At 70.6% G+C, this 18331-nt stretch carries 15 protein-coding genes; 3 read left to right on the top strand and 12 right to left on the bottom strand.

Features of this window, described 5'->3' with window-relative positions; genetic code table 11:
- Nucleotides 1-96: 96 nt before the first annotated feature.
- Nucleotides 97-1107 carry a polyprenyl synthetase family protein gene (locus tag CP982_RS24800; protein ID WP_150512531.1) on the bottom strand — a complete coding sequence of 337 codons (1011 nt, stop codon included), beginning with the start codon at nucleotides 1105-1107 and terminating at the stop codon, nucleotides 97-99.
- Nucleotides 1108-1436: 329 nt separating this feature from the next.
- The gene (locus CP982_RS24795) at nucleotides 1437-2282 is read right to left on the bottom strand and encodes an HAD family hydrolase (RefSeq protein ID WP_150512530.1); all 846 of its coding nucleotides are present in this window, start codon (nucleotides 2280-2282) and stop codon (nucleotides 1437-1439) included.
- Nucleotides 2283-2742: 460 nt separating this feature from the next.
- Here CP982_RS24795 and CP982_RS24790 point away from each other — a divergent pair, with 460 nt between their 5' ends.
- The gene (locus CP982_RS24790; RefSeq protein ID WP_150512529.1) at nucleotides 2743-2982 is read left to right on the top strand and encodes a hypothetical protein; all 240 of its coding nucleotides are present in this window, start codon (nucleotides 2743-2745) and stop codon (nucleotides 2980-2982) included.
- A 78-nt stretch (nucleotides 2983-3060) separates the two neighbouring features.
- Here the strand turns inward: CP982_RS24790 and CP982_RS24785 are convergent, their stop codons facing one another.
- Together CP982_RS24785 and CP982_RS24780 are read right to left on the bottom strand one after the other, a co-directional pair.
- The gene (locus CP982_RS24785; RefSeq protein WP_150512528.1) at nucleotides 3061-4263 is read right to left on the bottom strand and encodes an FAD-dependent oxidoreductase; all 1203 of its coding nucleotides are present in this window, start codon (nucleotides 4261-4263) and stop codon (nucleotides 3061-3063) included.
- A gap of 122 nt (nucleotides 4264-4385) precedes the next feature.
- On the bottom strand, nucleotides 4386-5636 hold the full coding sequence (locus CP982_RS24780) for a carboxylate--amine ligase (protein WP_150515690.1): 1251 nt from the start codon (nucleotides 5634-5636) through the stop codon (nucleotides 4386-4388).
- Nucleotides 5637-5846: 210 nt separating this feature from the next.
- Here CP982_RS24780 and fahA point away from each other — a divergent pair, with 210 nt between their 5' ends.
- Complete coding sequence (gene fahA, locus CP982_RS24775; RefSeq protein ID WP_150512527.1) at nucleotides 5847-7175, top strand: fumarylacetoacetase; 1329 nt, start codon at nucleotides 5847-5849, stop codon at nucleotides 7173-7175.
- Nucleotides 7176-7278: 103 nt separating this feature from the next.
- Here the strand turns inward: fahA and recQ are convergent, their stop codons facing one another.
- Entirely contained in the window at nucleotides 7279-9135 is a 1857-nt protein-coding gene (recQ, locus tag CP982_RS24770; RefSeq protein WP_372503407.1) for a DNA helicase RecQ, read from the bottom strand.
- A gap of 258 nt (nucleotides 9136-9393) precedes the next feature.
- On the opposite strand from recQ, the gene CP982_RS24765 reads away from it, so the two are divergent.
- Nucleotides 9394-9942 carry a hypothetical protein gene (locus CP982_RS24765; protein WP_150512525.1) on the top strand — a complete coding sequence of 183 codons (549 nt, stop codon included), beginning with the start codon at nucleotides 9394-9396 and terminating at the stop codon, nucleotides 9940-9942.
- Nucleotides 9943-10007: 65 nt separating this feature from the next.
- Here CP982_RS24765 and nuoN read toward each other — a convergent pair whose 3' ends face one another.
- From nuoN to nuoH, 7 genes are read right to left on the bottom strand one after another with little or no spacing between them, the layout of a single operon-like run.
- A complete protein-coding gene (gene nuoN, locus CP982_RS24760; RefSeq protein ID WP_150512524.1) occupies nucleotides 10008-11657 on the bottom strand; it encodes an NADH-quinone oxidoreductase subunit NuoN in 1650 nt (549 codons plus the stop codon).
- Nucleotides 11654-13225 carry an NADH-quinone oxidoreductase subunit M gene (locus tag CP982_RS24755; protein ID WP_150512523.1) on the bottom strand — a complete coding sequence of 524 codons (1572 nt, stop codon included), beginning with the start codon at nucleotides 13223-13225 and terminating at the stop codon, nucleotides 11654-11656. Before CP982_RS24755 ends, nuoN begins: the two co-directional genes overlap by 4 nt.
- Before the next feature lie 5 nt (nucleotides 13226-13230).
- A complete protein-coding gene (nuoL, locus tag CP982_RS24750; protein ID WP_150512522.1) occupies nucleotides 13231-15126 on the bottom strand; it encodes an NADH-quinone oxidoreductase subunit L in 1896 nt (631 codons plus the stop codon).
- 14 nt (nucleotides 15127-15140) lie between these two features.
- Complete coding sequence (gene nuoK, locus CP982_RS24745; protein ID WP_030678055.1) at nucleotides 15141-15440, bottom strand: NADH-quinone oxidoreductase subunit NuoK; 300 nt, start codon at nucleotides 15438-15440, stop codon at nucleotides 15141-15143.
- On the bottom strand, nucleotides 15437-16303 hold the full coding sequence (locus CP982_RS24740; RefSeq protein ID WP_150512521.1) for an NADH-quinone oxidoreductase subunit J: 867 nt from the start codon (nucleotides 16301-16303) through the stop codon (nucleotides 15437-15439). The genes nuoK and CP982_RS24740 overlap by 4 nt, the downstream gene beginning before the upstream one ends.
- Entirely contained in the window at nucleotides 16300-16980 is a 681-nt protein-coding gene (gene nuoI / locus CP982_RS24735) for an NADH-quinone oxidoreductase subunit NuoI (RefSeq protein WP_229879046.1), read from the bottom strand. The genes CP982_RS24740 and nuoI overlap by 4 nt, the downstream gene beginning before the upstream one ends.
- Nucleotides 16973-18331: an NADH-quinone oxidoreductase subunit NuoH gene (nuoH, locus tag CP982_RS24730; RefSeq protein WP_184925777.1), complete on the bottom strand. Its 1359-nt coding sequence runs from the start codon at nucleotides 18329-18331 to the stop codon at nucleotides 16973-16975. The genes nuoI and nuoH overlap by 8 nt, the downstream gene beginning before the upstream one ends.

The raw sequence follows: 18331 nt of genomic DNA, 5'->3' as shown, positions 1-18331 counted from the left end.
CTTCCGGGCATGAATACGGAACGGATCCGAGCCTGGACTCAATCCAGGCTCAGCCAATTGGTGTGACACGCGCCACAGGGGCGGAAGGCCCGGGGATCACCCCGCCCGGTGCACCACCAGGTCACAGAGCTCGACGAGGGCGGCCTTGGCATCGCCCTCCGGCAGCGGGGCCAGCGTGGCCCGCGCCTCCTGCGCGTACCGCACGGTGTCCCGCCGGGCCTGCTCGAGCGCGGGATGGGCCCGCAGCAGCGAGAGCGCCTCGGCGTGCCGGGCGTCATCCGTCAGGTCGGAGTCGAGCAGCTCGCTCAGGGCGATGTCCTCCGCGAGCCCCAGCCGCTCCACCCGCTCCCGCAGCCGGAGGACCGGCAGCGTGGGAATGCCCTCGCGCAGGTCCGTGCCGGGCGTCTTGCCGGACTCGGTGGAGTCGGAGGCGATGTCGAGCACGTCGTCCGCGAGCTGGAAGGCGACCCCGAGCCGCTCCCCGTACTGCGTCAGGACGTCCACGACCGTCTCGTCGGCCCCGGACATCATCGCGCCGAAGCGGCCCGCCACGGCGATCAGCGAGCCGGTCTTGCCGCCGATGACGTCCAGATAGTGCTCGACCGGATCGCGCCCGTCGCGCGGCCCCGCCGTCTCCAGGATCTGCCCGGTGACGAGCCGTTCGAAGGCCTCCGCCTGGATGCGGACGGCCTCGGGGCCGAGGTCGGCCAGGATGTGCGAGGCGCGCGCGAACAGGAAGTCGCCGGTCAGGACCGCCACGGAGTTGCCCCAGCGCTGGTTGGCGCTGGGCACGCCACGGCGGACCTCGGCCTCGTCCATCACGTCGTCGTGGTAGAGCGTCGCGAGGTGCGTCAGCTCCACGACCACGGCGGAGGGCACGATGCCGGGCGCGTACGGGTCTCCGAACTGGGCCGCCAGCATCACCAGGAGTGGCCGAAAACGTTTGCCCCCCGCGCGCACGAGGTGCTGCGCCGCCTCGGTGATGAAGGGCACTTCGCTCTTGGTGGCCTCGAGCAGGCCCTCCTCGACAGCCGTCAATCCAGCCTGGACATCGGCTTCGAGAGCCTGGTCCCGCACGCTCAGCCCGAAGGGCCCGACGACGGTCACGAGGGGTTCTCCTGTCTGCTGACGATCACAAGTCGATCACTCGGTCGATCATTCGTCGATGACACGGTTTGTCGATGTGTCGCTGCCATCACTCAAGTCAGCGTATCCGGTCGCCTTTCGATCACAGCCAGCGCCTGCCCGACCAGAGGGGGCCAGCCTGCCCGATAGACAGGAAATGACCGATTTACCACCTGGCGGGCGAAGCGCCCCACATGCCGATCGCCCTCCGTACGGCCGTCGCCACACCCCGGTGACACGGCCCGTCCCAGGCCGCGCCACCGGACCGCGCCGAGCGGGCCGACGGCCGCACAGCACCCTTCCGGGTACCCTCACGTGCGCCGCGCGCCACCCACCGCTTTCCGGCCATCGGCGCCCAGCATCCGCTCCAGGACGACGGCGATCCCGTCCTCCTCGTTGGACAGCGTCAATTCGTCCGCCACCGCCTTGAGTTCGTGGTGGGCGTTGGCCATCGCAACGCCGTGCGCCGCCCAGGCGAACATGGGGATGTCGTTCGGCATGTCACCGAAGGCGACCGTGTCGGCCGCCCGCAGCCCGAGCCGCTCCGCCGCGAGGGCGAGGCCCGTCGCCTTGGTGACCCCGCAGGGCTGGAGCTCCACCGTGCCGGGCCCGGACATCGTCACCGTGGCGAGCGACCCGACGACTCCCCGGGCGACCGCCGCCAACTCGTCGTCCGCCAGCGTGGGGTGCCGCAGGAGCACCTTGCTGATCGGCTCCTCCCACAGCACCGCACGGCCGGGGACCCGCATCGCGGGCAGGGTCGGGTGCGGCATCTCGTACCCGGGCTCGATCAGGGTCAGACCCTCGGCCCCGTCCTGGTCGACCGCCGCGAAGACCTGGCCGACCTCCGCCTCGATCTTGCCGAGCGCCACCTCGGCCAGCTCCCGGTCCAGGGTCACCGACCACACCATGCGGTCAGCCCCGGCGTCGTACAGCTGCGCGCCCTGTCCGCACACGGCGAGTCCGCCGTACCCGAGGTCGTCGAAGAGCGGGCGCACGCGGGGCGCGGGGCGTCCGGTGACGACGAGGTGCCGCGCTCCGCCCTCGCACGCGGCGGCCAGCGCCCGGCGGGAGCGGTCGGAGACCGTGTCGTCGCCGCGCAGCAGCGTTCCGTCCAGGTCAGTAGCGATGAGGGAATATGCGAGGGGAGCGGCCATGATCCGAAGAATACGGATCTGAGCCCGGCCGGTAAGCCGTGTGACAGGACCTGTGACGCTTTGGGTGCGCCCGGCGCACTCCCGGCATACACCTGGTCGCGCGGGCAACGTCCCCTGCTTGTACGCGCCGGGGGCGCAGGGACGCGCCGGGCGTGACCGCTCGCTCCTGGTTCACCGGAACGAGGCGGGCCGTGCGGCGGCCGCGGCGACGCGGGCGCCGGTTCGCCCCGCGGCCCGCCGTCCGTCCCGGGCGCCCCGTGCCGCCACCGGAAGCCCGCGCGCACCCCCGCGAGCCCGCTTGCCGAACTCGCTTGTGAACGCGGCGCCTTGGCCGCGGACCGCGCCCGCTCCGCCCGAGCCTTCGCAGGTGACGGAACCTCCGGGCGCCCGGCGACGTCACAGGAGTATCGAAACGCCAGGACCGAACACCGAGACACCGAACACCGAGACAAGGAACGACATGGCCCTCCCGCAGAACCGCAAGCTCGCCCTCGCCACCGCGACCGCCCTCGCGCTCCTCACCGCGGGCCTCGCCTGGCAGGCGTCGGCCGCGGACGGGACGGCGGCAGAGTCGGACACCGTGAGCAGCGAGCACGTCAAGCACGATCCGGCCCCGGCCGGGGACTACTGGACCCCGGAGCGCATGCGCGCCGCCGACCCCGCCCCGATGCCGGTGGTTCCCGGCGACAGCGCCCCTTAAGGGGCGCGGGGAACTGCGCGACCAGCCACAACGAACCCGCAGACGACACCGGCGGCACCGCGATGCCCGGCCCGGCGCTCAGCCGTAAGCCGCCGCCAGATGCCGAGCCAAACGCGGCGACGCGTACTCCGTGCCGCACACGAACCGCATCACCGGCCCGTACGACGACCCGGCCAGCATGCCCGTGAAGTAGAGCCCCGGGACCGAGGAGGCATAGCCGTCGCCGAGCCGGGGCGTACCGCGGCTAACGGCCATGCGGGCACGCAACCCGTGCCCGAGGAAGCTCAGGGCGGCGAGGTCGACGCGGTAGCCCGTGGCGGCGATGACGTGGTCGGCGGTGAGCTCCCGGGTGCGGCCGCCGAGCGACTCCACCGTCAGGACGGGCCGGCCGTCGTGGGTCTCGGCCCGCACCACGCGCCGCATCTCGCGCGCGTCGACCTGGTCCTGGAAGCGCTCGCGCAGCCACCAGGCGCCGAGCGGGCCGAGCACGCGGCGGGTGAGGAAGTGCCGGGTCCCGGGCGGGAGATGGCGGTACTGATCGGCGTGGTAGCTCAGCGCGTACAGCGTCCAGGCGCGGCCGAAGGGCGACTCCGGGCGCAGCCTGGGCTGCTGCCACGGGGGCGCGCCGAAGCCGATGGCGCCCCTGCCGCGGGCCACGAGCCGGACCCGGGCGCCCGCCTCGGCGGCGAGCACGGCCGTCTCCAGGGCGGACTGGCCCGCGCCGACGACGAGCAGGTCGGTGTCCGCGTACCGCGACAGGTCGTGGTGCTGGGCGCTGTGCGAGAGGGGGCCCGCGGGCGAGGGGCCGTCGGGCACGGCGGCGGCGAGGGCGGGCGGGAGCTGCGCGAGGCCCGTCAGACCGCTGGCGACGACGACCGCGGGGGCCGTGAACTGCTCCCCCGAGTCGAGCTTGAGCTCGAAGCCGCTCCGCTCGCCGCGCTCGACGGACACCACCCGCACCCGCTCGACGCCGGGCACGAGCTTCTCCTGGAACCACTGTCCGTACTGGGAGAACGTTTCGACCGGGATGATGTCCTCGTCCGTGAGCAGGCGCGGGATGCCCGCGTCCGCGCAGTAGTCGGCGAGGGTGTGGCCCGGCTGCGGGGCGTCGATGGTCGACGCGGCCGGGGTCGACTTCAGGAGCATGCCCGCGGGCATGTGGGAGCGCCAGCTGACCATGGGGTCGCCGAAGACGCGGACCGGTATGCCGCGGGCGCGGAGGTGGGCTGCGGTGGACAGGCCGTAGGGGCCCGCCCCGATGACTGCTACTGGTTGCTTCACGAAGTCCCTCCCCAGGACATCGCATGCACCGTGCCATTGCACGGCACACGGTCTTACCTCGTGGATGTTCCTTTTGCCCCCGTATTCGCCCCCGTGCTGCCCCCGTTTCCCCCGTGGTCCCCCTATTTCCCCGTGCTTCCCCGTCGGCTGGTCCGCCACAGCTGATACAGATGGATCGCACCCGGTCGGATGAAGCGCGCCAGCATCGTGAAGAACGGCTTCATGTCGTCGGCGGCGAGCCAGGCGAACTCCGTGCCGCTGGCCCGGGCGGGGGCGTGGGGCGTGAGGTATCCGCTGCGGCGGTAGGCGATGAGGGCGGGCAGGTCGATGTTCTCCACCACATAGCGGTGGCCTGCGCGCTGGTCGCCCTCCGGGACCTCGCGCCCCGTCAGATGCAGATGCATGGCCCGGACGACGTCGATGCCCGTCTCGCTCTCGAAGAGACGGAACTGGGCGCCCATGCGCGGGTTGAAGTCGAGCAGTTTGTACTGACCGTCGCGGCGGTCGAAGCGGAGGTCCAGGTCGATGATGCCGGTGAAGCCGATCTCTTTGATGAAACGCGCGGCGAGGTCGGCGAGTTCCGGATTGTCGACGACGTAGGCGCGGGCCGTCATGCCCGCGTGCGGCGGCCAGGAACGGACCTTCACCCCGGTGAACAGCGCGAGGGGCGCGGAATTCTCGTCGAAGTAGGCGTGCACCACCCAGTCCTCGGCCTGCTCGCGCGGCAGATACTCCTGGAGGATCACCCCGGGCCGCTCGCCCCAGTCCCGGGCCAGCTCGCGCAGGCCGTGGGCGGAGTCGATGCGGGTGGTGCCGGCCACCGCGGGCTGCTCGCGGCGCTGGAACGCCTCGCGGTTCTTCGCCACCACCGGGAAGGCCGCCGTCGCCGCGAACTTCTCGATGTCGTCCTGGCTCTGCGGGCACGCCGATGCGGGCGAGCTGAGGCCGTGCTCCACGCACAGCTCGTGCAGCCCCTCCTTGCTGGCGAGGCGGCGCGGCAGGGCGGCGTCGACGCGTGGGAACAGGAAGCCCCCGAAGTCCGTTTCGCTCAGCTCGCGCTGGTGCTCGGCGATGAGAACGGCCGCTTCCTCGTCGGTCGGGATGAGCACCGTCGGCCTGCCGATGCGCCGCCCTATCCGCAGCAGTCCGTCGATCAGATATCCCGGGTCCTCCGCTCCGGTGGTGCGCCACGGAAAGGCTCCGGTGAGATAACGGGACACGGCGGCGGGCGTGTGCCGGTCCTCCGTGATCGCGTACATCGGCACCCCGATGCGGCCGAGACTCCGGATCGCCCCGACACCGCCGTGGTGCAGTGGATAGTCACCGAACTTAACGATCAGTCCGGGCACTTCACGGTCGGGCGTGCATGGCACACCACCGCTGGAATTGGTCACGGGCCCCCACGCGTCCGCATCGCACTGACCCGGACCCACCCCGTCCGCGTCCCCCCGAGGAACCTAAGCCGGAACTGAACACTCCATGCGTGGTTTATCGGGACATTGCTAACTCTTTAGGCACTGCCCGAATACAGGGCTTCCACGTAACGTGTGGGGCACTCAGATTGGAAAGCGAGGCAGGAACGCATGTCCGAGCAGAATCCGCTCGACCTTCCCGAGGGCGACCCCTTCGGCCCGCACAATCTTCCGTACGGAGTCTTCTCCCCGGCCGGATCCGCCGACCCCGCGGCCGGTTCCGCTTCGGGCTCCGCGGCCGGTTCCGCTGCGGGCTCCGCAGCCGGGGCGGCGGGGGGCTCCGCGCCCGTCGCCGAGGGCCGTCGCGTCGGTGTCCGGCTCGGCTCGTACGTCCTCGACGCGGGGGCCGCCGCGGCCGCGCTCGGCTCGCCCTACGTGTCCCTGCTCGCCCAGCCCACCCTGAACCCGCTGCTCGCCGCGGGCCGCCGCACGTGGAGCGACGTCCGCCGCGCCCTGACCACCTGGGTGACGGTGCCCGCCCACCGCGACGCCATCCGCCCGCTGCTCCACCCCCTCTCCGACGTCACCCTGCACCTGCCCTTCGACGTCGCCGACTACGTGGACTTCTACGCCTCCGAGCACCACGCGTCGAACCTGGGCCGCATGTTCCGCCCCGACGCGCCGGCCCCGCTCACCCCCAACTGGAAGCACCTGCCCATCGGTTACCACGGCCGGTCGGGCACCGTCGTGGTCTCCGGGACGGACGTGGTCCGCCCCACCGGGCAGCGCAAGACGCCCGCCGACGCCACCCCGGTCTTCGGCCCGTCCGCCAAGCTCGACATCGAGGCGGAGGTCGGCTTCGTCGTCGGCGCGCCCTCCACCCTCGGCACGCCGGTACCGCTCGCCGACTTCCGCGAGCACGTCTTCGGCCTGTGCCTCCTCAACGACTGGTCCGCCCGTGACATCCAGGCCTGGGAGTACGTGCCGCTCGGGCCGTTCCTCGGCAAGTCCTTCGCCACCTCCGTCTCGGCCTGGGTCACACCCCTGGAAGCCCTGGACGCGGCCCGGGTCGCACCGCCGGAGCGCACCGAGCCGCTCCTGCCCTATCTGGACGACTCCGCCGAGTCCGCGTCCGACGGGCCCGGCGGCTACGACCTCCGCATCACCGTCACCCTGAACGGCGAGGTCGTCTCCAACCCGCCCTTCTCCACCGTCTACTGGACCGCCGCCCAGCAGCTCGCCCACATGACGGTCAACGGCGCCTCCCTGCGCACCGGTGACTTCTACGGCTCCGGCACCGTCAGCGGGCCCTCGCCCGACCAGTTCGGCTCCCTCATCGAGCTCACCTGGAACGGTCGCGACCCCCTTGAACTCCCCTCCGGCAAGCGGACGTTCCTGGAGGACGGCGACGTGGTGACCCTCTCGGCCTGGGCCCCGGGCCCGGGCGGCACCCGGGTGGGCCTGGGCGAGGTGACGGGCCGCGTGGCCGCATCGCGCTGAGGCCGCTTCCCCACCCGCCTCCGCACGGGGGCGGGTGGGATTGTCAGGGGCGGGTGGGCTCACCGGGGGCGGGTAACTCACCGGGGGCCGGTGGGCCGAGGGCCTACTCCCCCTCCTGCGCCAGCACCTCAAGCACCCCTTCCCCATAGGTCGCCAGCTTCTTCTCGCCGACCCCGCCGATCCCGCCGAGCTCCGCGACGGACCCGGGCCGGGCCACCGCGATCTCCCGCAGCGTCGCGTCGTGGAAGATCACATACGCGGGCACGCCCTGCTCCCGCGCCTGCGCCGCCCGCCACGCCCGCAGCGCCTCGAAGAGCGGCACCGCCTCCTCCGGCAGCTCGGCCACGGCCGCCGCGGCCTTGGCCTTGCGCTCGCCCCGCGGCGCGGACCTCGCCGAGCCCGCGGGCTTCTTCGGCTCCTTGCGCAGCGGCACCTCCCGCTGTCTGCCGAGGACCGAGGCGCTGTCCTCGGTCAGCACCAGCGTGCCGTACTCACCCTCGACGGCGATCAGGCTCTGGGCCAGCAACTGCCGCACCACGCCCCGCCATTCGGCCTCGCTCAGCTCCTCGCCGATGCCGAAGACGGACAGCTGGTCGTGGTCGAACTGGATGACCTTGGCGGTCTTGCGGCCGAGCAGGATGTCGACGATCTGGCCCGTGCCGAACTTCTGGCCGCGCTCCCTCTTCAGGCGGACCACCGTGGAGAGCACCTTCTGCGCGGCGACCGTGCCGTCCCAGGTCTCCGGGGGCGTCAGACACGTGTCGCAGTTCCCGCAGCCGGCGGCCGCCGGGTCCTGGCCGAAGTACTTCAGGAGCTGGGCGCGGCGGCAGGCGGCCGTCTCGCACAGCGCCAGCATCGCGTCCAGATGGGCCGCCGAGCGACGCCGGAACGCCTCGTCGCCCTCGCCGGACTGGATGAGCTTGCGCTGCTGCACGACGTCCTGGAGGCCATAGGCCATCCAGGCCGTGGAGGGGAGGCCGTCGCGGCCCGCCCGGCCCGTTTCCTGGTAGTACCCCTCCACCGACTTGGGCAGGTCGAGGTGGGCCACGAAGCGGACGTCCGGCTTGTCGATGCCCATGCCGAAGGCGATCGTGGCGACCACGACCAGGCCGTCCTCGCGCAGGAAGCGCGACTGGTGCCGGGCGCGGGTGCCGCCGTCCAGGCCCGCGTGGTACGGCACGGCCTCGACGCCGTGGGCGCTGAGGAAGTCGGCGACCTGCTCCACCGACTTGCGCGAGAGGCAGTAGACGATGCCCGCGTCGCCGTCGTGCTCCTCCTTCAGGAAGGTGAGGAGCTGCTTCTTCGGGTCGGACTTCGGCACGATCCGGTACTGGATGTTCGGCCGGTCGAAGCTGGCGACGAAGTGCTTGGCGTCCGGCATGGCCAGGCGCTGGGTGATCTCGCGGTGCGTGGCGTCCGTGGCCGTGGCCGTCAGGGCGATCCGGGGGACGTCGGGCCAGCGCTCGCCGAGGACGGAGAGGGCCAGATAGTCGGGCCGGAAGTCGTGGCCCCACTGGGCCACGCAGTGCGCCTCGTCGATCGCGAAGACGGAGATCTTCGCGCGGGAGAGCAGATTGAGCGTGGTGTCGAGGCGCAGCCGCTCCGGTGCCAGATACAGCACGTCCAGCTCGCCCGCGAGCAGCTCGGCCTCGACGACGCGGCGCTCGTCGAAGTCCTGCGTCGAATTCATGAACCCGGCGCGCACGCCGAGAGCCCGCAGCGCGTCGACCTGGTCCTGCATGAGCGCGATCAGCGGTGAGACCACCACACCGGTGCCGGGTCTGACCAGGGCCGGGATCTGATAGCAGAGCGACTTCCCGCCGCCGGTCGGCATGAGGACGACCGCGTCCCCGCCCGCCACCACGTGCTCGATGATCGACTCTTGCTCGCCCCGGAACGCGTCGTACCCGAACACCCGGTGGAGCGTCCGCAGCGCGTCGCTCTCCACCACCTCTGCCATACCGACCCCACTGCTCCCGCTCATCGCCGTGCCCCCGCCTGTCGCACCTCGACCACTGCCTCCACGATAGGCGCCCGCGCCGACACCCCGGGAAGTTATCCACAGGCCCGTCGGGCGCTTCTCGGTCAGTCCAATGGCCGAGGCGTCCTGGCCGCGCGGCCCGCGCCGGGTGATCCTGCTCCTGGCGGCGGCCCGGGGGCTCAGCCCGCCCCAGGTCATGGCGCCCGAGCGCGCCACACCCTCGCGAGGAGCCCCTCCATGTCCCTGCCCCGTACCGTCCGGGCCGCCCTCACGCTGGCGGCGGCCTCCGGTCTCGCCCTGTCCACCGCGCCCGCGGGAGCGGCCGCCCCGTCGCCCCCGCCGCCTCCGCGGCAGGCGGCCTTCGCCAAGGTCTACGCCGCGACCGCCAAGTACGCGTACGAGCCGCTGGCGATCAAGGACGGCTTCGCCCGCACGGACGAGTGCGCCGCCGACCCGGACCTCGGCGGCATGGGCTACCACTACATCAACCCCGCGAACATGGGCTCCGTCGATCCGGCGAAACCCGCCGCGCTGCTCTACGAGGCCACGCCCGACGGCAAGCGCGAGCTCATAGCCGTCGAGTGGATCGTCGTCGACGCCGACCAGGACAAGAGCACCGCCGACGACCGCCCGTCCCTGTTCGGGCAGCCCTTCGACGGGCCGATGGACGGGCACTACCCGGGCATGCCGATCCACTACGACCTGCACGCTTGGCTCTACAAGGACAACCCCAGCGGCAGGCTCTCCCCCTGGAACCCGACCGTCCACTGCCCCGCGCACCCCTGACGGCGCACGCGAAGGGCCCCGGCCCTCCCGAAGGAGAGCCGGGGCCCCAAGCCCGGACGACCCGCTCAGCGCACGAACACGCCGGCCTGGTTCGCCAGGTCCAGGAAGTACTGCGGCGCCACACCGAGGACCAGCGTCACGGCGACGCCGACCCCGATCGCCGCCGTCGTCAGCGGTGACGGCACGGCCACCGACGGGCCGTCCGCCTTGGGCTCGCTGAAGAACATCAGCACGATCACCCGGATGTAGAAGAACGCCGCGATCGCCGACGAGATCACACCGACCACCACGAGCGCGCCCGCGCCGCCCTCGGCCGCCGCCTTGAACACGGCGAACTTCCCGGAGAACCCGGAGGTCAGCGGGATGCCCGCGAAGGCGAGCAGGAACACCGCGAAGACCGCGGCGACCAGCGGCGAGCGGCGCCCGAGCCCCGCCCACTTCGACAGGTGCGTCGCCTCGCCGCCCGCGTCGCGCACGAGCGTCACGACGGCGAACGCGCCGATGGTCACGAACGAGTACGCGCCCAGGTAGAAGAGCACCGACGAGACGCCCTCCTCCGTGGTGGCGATGACACCCGCGAGGATGAAGCCCGCGTGGGCGATCGACGAGTACGCGAGGAGCCGCTTGATGTCGGTCTGCGTGATCGCGACGATCGCGCCGCCCAGCATCGTGATGATCGCGACGCCCCACATCACCGGCCGCCAGTCCCAGCGCAGGCCCGGCAGGACCACGTAGAGCAGGCGCAGGAGCGCGCCGAACGCGGCCACCTTGGTCGCCGCCGCCATGAAGCCGGTGACCGGCGTCGGCGCGCCCTGGTAGACGTCCGGCGTCCACATGTGGAACGGCACCGCGCCCACCTTGAACAGCAGACCCATCAGGATCATCGCGGCGCCGATCAGGAGCAGCGCGTCGTTGCCCATGGTGTTCGCGAGCGCCGGGTCGACCGTCTGGACCGTGCCGTCGACGACGTCGGCGATGGTGCCGTACGACACCGAGCCCGCGTAGCCGTAGATCAGCGCGATGCCGAAGAGTGTGAACGCGGACGCGAAGGCGCCGAGCAGGAAGTACTTCACGGCCGCTTCCTGCGACATGAGCCGCTTGCGGCGGGCGAGCGCGCACAGCAGGTAGAGCGGGAGCGAGAAGACCTCCAGGGCGATGAACAGCGTCAGGAGGTCGTTGGCCGCGGGGAAGACGAGCATGCCGCCGATCGCGAAGAGGGCGAGCGGGAACACCTCGGTGGTGGTGAAACCGGCCTTCACCGCGGCCTGTTCGCCCGCGCCGCCGGGCACGGCACCGGCCTGGGCCACGAAGGAGTCGACGCGGTTGCCGTGCGCCTCCGGGTCGAGGCGCCGCTCCGCGAAGGTGAAGATCGCGACCAGGCCCGCGAGCAGAATGGTGCCCTGCAGGAACAGCGCGGGCCCGTCGACGGCGATGGCGCCCATCGCGGCGATGCGTGCCTTCGTGGTGCCGTATCCGCCGGCGGCGAGCGCGACGACCGCGGCGAAGGCGGCGGCGAGCGCCACGACCGACACGAACAGCTGGGCGTAGTAACGGGACTTGCGCGGCACGAAGGCTTCGATGAGCACTCCGATGACGGCGGCACCGATGATGATGAGAGTCGGCGCGAGCTGGCCGTACTCGATCTTCGGCGCGTCGATCTTGTCCATCGGATCGGCCGCCACTGTCCACAGGCTGTGGACGGCTGTCGCACTCACTTGGCGGCCTCCACCTCGGGCTCGGGGTCTGTCTTCTGTACGTCGGACATGGTGTGCTCCACCGCCGGGTTCACCAGGTCGGCCACCGGCTTCGGATAGACGCCGAGGCCGATGAGGAGCGCGATGAGCGGGGCCACAACGACCAGCTCGCGCACCCGCAGGTCCGGCATCTTCGCCAGCTCCGGCTTCACCGGGCCCGTCATCGTCCGCTGATAGAGGACGAGGGTGTAGAGCGCGGCGAGGACGATGCCGAGCGTCGCGATGATCCCGACCGCCGGATAGCGCGCGAACGCGCCGACCAGGACCAGGAACTCACTGACGAACGGCGCGAGTCCCGGCAGCGAGAGCGTGGCGAGACCGCCGACCAGGAAGGTGCCCGCGAGCACCGGGGCGACCTTCTGCACCCCTCCGTAGTCCGCGATCAGACGCGAGCCGCGGCGCGAGATCAGGAAGCCCGCGACCAGCATCAGGGCGGCCGTCGACAGGCCGTGGTTGACCATGTAGAGCGTCGCGCCGGACTGCCCCTGGGACGTCATCGCGAAGATGCCGAGGATGATGAACCCGAAGTGCGAGATCGACGCGTACGCCACCAGGCGCTTGATGTCGCGCTGGCCGACGGCGAGCAGCGCGCCGTAGATGATGCTGATCAGGGCGAGCACCAGGATCACCGGCGTCGCCCACTTCGAGGCCTCCGGGAACAGCTGGAGGCAGAAGCGCAGCATGGCGAACGTGCCGACCTTGTCGACCACCGCCGTGATCAGCACGGCGACGGGGGCGGTGGCCTCCCCCATCGCGTTCGGCAGCCAGGTGTGCAGCGGCCACAGCGGCGCCTTCACCGCGAAGGCGAAGAAGAAGCCGAGGAAGAGCAGCCGCTCGGTGTTGGTCGCCATGTCCAGCGAGCCGTCGGCCCGCGCCGCGGCGATCTCCTGGACCGAGAAGTTCCCCGCGACCACATAGAGCCCGATCACGGCGGCCAGCATGATCAGACCGCCGACCAGGTTGTAGAGCAGGAACTTCACGGCCGCGTACGAGCGCTGCGCCGAGGCGTTCTCGTCGCTGCCCGCGTGGGCGCGGTCCCCGAAGCCGCCGATGAGGAAGTACATCGGGATGAGCATGGCTTCGAAGAAGATGTAGAACAGGAAGACGTCGGTGGCCTCGAAGGAGATGATCACCATCGCCTCGACCGCGAGGATCAGGGCGAAGAAGCCCTGAGTCGGGCGCCAGCGCGACGACTTGGTCTCCAGGGGATCGGCGTCGTGCCAGCCCGCCAGGATGATGAAGGGCAGCAGCAGGGCGGTCAGCGCGATCAGGGAGACCGCGATGCCGTCCACGCCCAGTTCGTACCGCACCCCGAAGTCCTTGATCCAGGAGTGCGACTCGGTCAGTTGGTACCGGTCGCCGTCCGGGTCGAACCGGACGACCGCCGTGATGGCGAGGGCGAGCGTGGCCAGCGAGAAGAGCAGTGCGAGCCACTTGGCGGCGGTGCGCCGCGCGGCCGGGACGGCCGCAGTGGCGATCGCGCCCACCGCGGGCACCACGGCCGTCGCTGTCAGCAGAGGAAAGGACATCGGTATCAGACCGCCCTCATCAGCAGCGTCGCGGCGATGAGGATCGCCGCGCCGCCGAACATCGAGACCGCGTAACTACGGGCGTAGCCGTTCTGGAGCTTGCGCAGGCGTCCGGAGAGCCCGCCGACCGAGGCCGCCGTGCCGTTGACCACTCCGTCGACCAGGGTGTGGTCGACGTACACCAGGGAGCGCGTGAGGTGCTCGCCGCCGCGCACCAGGACCACGTGGTTGAAGTCGTCCTGGAGCAGGTCGCGGCGGGCCGCGCGGGTGAGCAGCGAGCCGCGCGGGGCGACGACCGGGACCGGCCTGCGCCCGTACTGCGCCCAGGCCAGGGCCACGCCGACGACCAGGACGACGACGGTGGCGCCGGTGACCGTGGCGGCGCTCAGCGGGGAGTCGCCGTGCTCGTGGTGCGTGACCGGCTCCAGCCAGTTCAGGAAGCGGTCGCCGATGCTGAAGAAGCCACCGGCGAACACCGACCCGAAGGCCAGCAGGATCATCGGGATCGTCATGGTCTTCGGGGACTCGTGCGGGTGCGGCGCGTTGCCTTCCGCGTCCGGCTGCCAGCGCTTCTCTCCGAAGAAGGTCAGGAGCATCACGCGCGTCATGTAGTACGCCGTGATGGCCGCGCCGAGCAGGGCCACCGAGCCGAGGATCCAGCCCTCCGTGCCGCCCTTGGCGAAGGCCGCCTCGATGATCTTGTCCTTGGAGAAGAAGCCGGAGAGCCCGGGGAAGCCGATGATCGCGAGATAGCCGAGCCCGAAGGTCACGAACGTCACCGGCATGTACTTCCTGAGGCCGCCGTACTTCCGCATGTCCACCTCGTCGTTCATGCCGTGCATGACCGAACCGGCGCCGAGGAAGAGCCCGGCCTTGAAGAAGCCGTGCGTCACCAGGTGCATGATCGCGAAGACGTAGCCGATCGGGCCGAGGCCCGCGGCCAGGATCATGTAGCCGATCTGGGACATCGTGGACCCGGCGAGGGCCTTCTTGATGTCGTCCTTCGCGCAACCGACGATCGCACCGAAGATCAGCGTGACCGCGCCGACCACCGCGACCGCCAGTTGGGCGTCCGGCGCGGCGTTGAAGATCTCCCCGGAGCGCACGATCAGATACACGCCCGCGGTCACCATCGTCGCCGCGTGGATCAGGGCGGAGACGGGGGTCGGGCCCTCCATCGCGTCCCCGAGCCAGGACTGGAGCGGCACCTGCGCGGACTTGCCGCACGCCGCGAGCAGCAGCATCAGGCCGATCGCCGTGAGCTTGCCCTCGCCCGTCTCACCCGTGGCCTCCAGGACCGGCCCGAAGGCGAACGTCCCGAAGGTGGTGAACATCAGCATGATCGCGATCGAGAGGCCCATGTCGCCGACGCGGTTGACCAAGAAGGCCTTCTTCGCCGCGGTGGCCGCGCTCGGCTTGTGCTGCCAGAACCCGATCAGGAGGTACGAGGCGAGGCCGACGCCCTCCCAGCCGACGTACAGGAGCAGGTAGTTGTCGGCCAGGACGAGCAGGAGCATCGCCGCGAGGAACAGGTTCAGATAGCCGAAGAAGCGGCGGCGGCGCTCGTCGTGCTCCATGTACCCGACCGAGTACAGATGGATCAGCGTGCCGACGCTGGTGATCAGCAGGACGAACGTCATCGACAGCTGGTCGAGCTGGAAGGCGACGTCGGCCTTGAAGCCCTCGACCGGGATCCAGCTGAACAGGTGCTGGTGCAGGCCCCGGTCCTCGGCGCCCTTGCCGAGCATGTCGGTGAAGAGCACCGCGGCGAGGACGAAGGAGACGGCCGAGAGCAAGGTGCCGAGCCAGTGGCCGACGCGGTCGAGCAGACGCCCGCCGCACAGCAGGACGGCCGCTCCGAGCAGAGGCGCCGCGACGAGCAGCGCAATCAGTTTCTCCACGATTCAGCGACCCCTTAGAGCTTCATCAGACTGGCGTCGTCGACCGAGGCCGAGTGGCGGGAGCGGAACAGCGACACGATGATCGCGAGCCCGACCACGACCTCGGCCGCGGCGACGACCATCGTGAAGAAGGCGATGATCTGGCCGTCGAGATTGCCGTGCAGCCGGGAGAAGGCGACGAACGCCAGGTTGCAGGCGTTGAGCATCAGCTCGATGCACATGAAGACCACGATCACGTTCCGCCTGATCAGCACGCCGGTGGCGCCGATGGCGAACAACAGGGCCGCCAGGTAGAGGTAGTTGACCGGATTCACTTCGACGCCTCCTCGCTCTGCCCGGCCCGGTCGCCGTCCGCGCCGCGCCCGGCGTCCGTGCGGCGCAGGTCGGGGCGGGCCAGGCGGTCCGTGGAGCGCTGCTCCAGGGCCCGCAGGTCCTCCAGGGCCTCGGTGGACACGTCGCGGATCTGGCCGCGCTCCCGGAGGGTCTTGTTGACCGTGAGCTCCGAGGGCGTGCCGTCGGGGAGCAGGCCCGCGATGTCCACGGCGTTGTGCCGGGCGTAGACGCCAGGGGCCGGCAGCGGCGGCAGGTGCTTGCCCGCGCGCACCCGCTCCTCGGCGAGCTCGCGCTGGGTCTTGGCGCGCTCCGTGCGCTCGCGGTGGGTCAGCACCATCGCGCCGACGGTCGCCGTGATCAGCAGGGCGCCGGTGATCTCGAAGGCGAAGACGTACTTCGTGAAGATGAGGGCGGCCAGGCCCTCCACGTTGCCGCCCTCGTTCGCCTTGCCCAGGCCGTTGAAGTCCTTCACCGAGGCGTTGCCGATGCCCGCGAACAGCAGGACGGCGAAGCCGAGTCCGCACAGGGCGGCCAGCCAGCGCTGGCCCTTGATGGTCTCCTTCAGGGAGTCCGCGGCGGTGACGCCGACGAGCATCACGACGAACAGGAAGAGCATCATGATCGCGCCGGTGTAGACGACGATCTGGACGATGCCCAGGAAGTACGCGCCGTTGGCCAGGTAGAAGACCGCCAGGATGATCATGGTCCCGGCCAGACAGAGGGCGCTGTGCACCGCCCGCTTCATGAGGATCGTGCTCAGCGCGCCGATCACGGCGACCGTGCCGAGCACCCAGAACTGGAAGGCCTCGCCCGTGGAGGTGGTGTAGGCCGCGACGGAGGTCACGCTTCCACCCCCTCGGCCCTGGGCTCCGGCGCCTGCTCGCCCTTGGAGACGGCGACCTGGCGCTCCGTGCCGGGGGCCGCCCGCGTCACCAGACCGCGGTAGTAGTCCCCCTCGTCCGTGCCGGGGTAGATCGCGTGCGGGGCGTCAACCATGCCCTCGTCGAGGCCCGCGAGCAGCTGCTCCTTGGTGTAGATCAGGTTCTGGCGGCTGGTGTCGGCGAGCTCGAACTCGTTCGTCATCGTCAACGCGCGCGTGGGGCACGCCTCGATGCACAGGCCGCAGAAGATGCAGCGGGCGTAGTTGATCTGGTAGACGCGGCCGTAGCGCTCGCCCGGGGAGTAGCGCTCCTCTTCGGTGTTGTCCGCGCCTTCCACATAGATGGCGTCCGCCGGGCAGGCCCAGGCGCACAGCTCGCAGCCGACGCACTTCTCCAGGCCGTCCGGATGGCGGTTGAGCTGGTGCCTGCCGTGGAAGCGGGGAGCGGTGGTCTTCTGCTGCTCCGGATACTGCTCGGTCAGCCGCTTCTTGAACATGGCCTTGAAGGTCACGGCGAAGCCCGCGACGGGGTTCTGGAACCCCTGATCCGACTGGTTCGCCTGTGCCGCTTCCTGGCTCTGCGGTTGCTCGGGCAGCTGCCCGCTCCGCTTTCGGTCCGGCGTGTTCGACTGCTCAGCCATCGGACGCCTCCTTTCCGTCACTTTGAGTATCCGGGCCACCACTGACAATCAACTCCCGCTCGTGGCGCGGGCGTCGGCGCGGCACGGGTGGCAGGGTCTGTCCGGGCAGCGGTGGCACCGGGAAGCCGCCCGCCATCGGGTCGAAGGCGCCGGACTCGGCGGGCTCGGCGGCGACCGCCGCCTCCTTGTCCCGCTTGTCCCTGAACAGGTCATACAGGACGGAGAGCAGGAGCAGCGCGATGACTCCGCCGCCCACATAGAGCGCGATCTCGCTGAAGTCGTAGTCCTCGTTGCGCAGCGCGCGGACGGTGGCGACGAGCATCAGCCACACCACCGACACCGGGATGAGGACCTTCCAGCCGAGCTTCATCAGCTGGTCGTAGCGGACGCGGGGCAGCGTGCCGCGCAGCCAGATGAAGAAGAACAGCAGCAGCTGCACCTTGAGCACGAACCAGGCCATCGGCCACCAGCCGTGGTTGGCCCCCTCCCAGAAGCCGCTGATGGGCCAGGGAGCCCGCCAGCCGCCGAGGAAGAGCGTCGCGGACACGGCCGAGACGGTGATCATGTTGATGTACTCGGCGAGCATGAAGATCGCGAACTTGATCGACGAGTACTCGGTGTTGAAGCCGCCGACGAGGTCGCCCTCGGACTCCGGCATGTCGAACGGCGCGCGGTTGGTCTCGCCGACCATCGTCACGATGTAGATCAGGAACGACACCGGCAGGAGCACCACGTACCAGCGGTCCTGCTGTGCCTCCACGATCGCCGACGTGGACATCGACCCGGAGTACAGGAAGACCGACGCGAACGCGGCGCCCATCGCGATCTCGTACGAGATCATCTGCGCGCACGAGCGCAGACCGCCGAGGAGCGGATAGGTGGAGCCGGAGCTCCAGCCCGCGAGCACGATGCCGTAGATGCCGACCGAGGCGACCGCGAGGATGTAGAGCATCGCGATCGGCAGGTCGGTGAGCTGCATCGTGGTGCGGTGCCCGAAGATCGAGACCTCGTTGCCCGCGGGCCCGAAGGGGATCACCGCGATCGCCATGAAGGCGGGGATGGCCGCGACGACCGGCGCCAGGATGTAGACCACCTTGTCGGCGCGCTTGACGATCAGGTCTTCCTTGAGCATCAGCTTGATGCCGTCCGCGAGGGACTGGAGGAAGCCCCAGGGGCCGTTGCGGTTGGGGCCGATGCGCAGCTGCATCCAGGCCACGACCTTGCGCTCCCACACGATGGCGAAGAGCACGGACACCACGAGGAACGCGAAGCAGAAGACCGCCTTGATGCCGACCAGCCACCAGGGGTCGCGGCCGAACATGGAGAGGTCTTCGGCGGCGAGCTGGGTCAT

The organism is Streptomyces spectabilis (assembly GCF_008704795.1).
GTDB classification, from domain to species: Bacteria; Actinomycetota; Actinomycetes; order Streptomycetales; family Streptomycetaceae; genus Streptomyces; species Streptomyces spectabilis.
The sequence above is the reverse complement of the archived record's forward strand: the minus strand, read 5'-3'. Positions and strand labels throughout refer to the sequence as shown.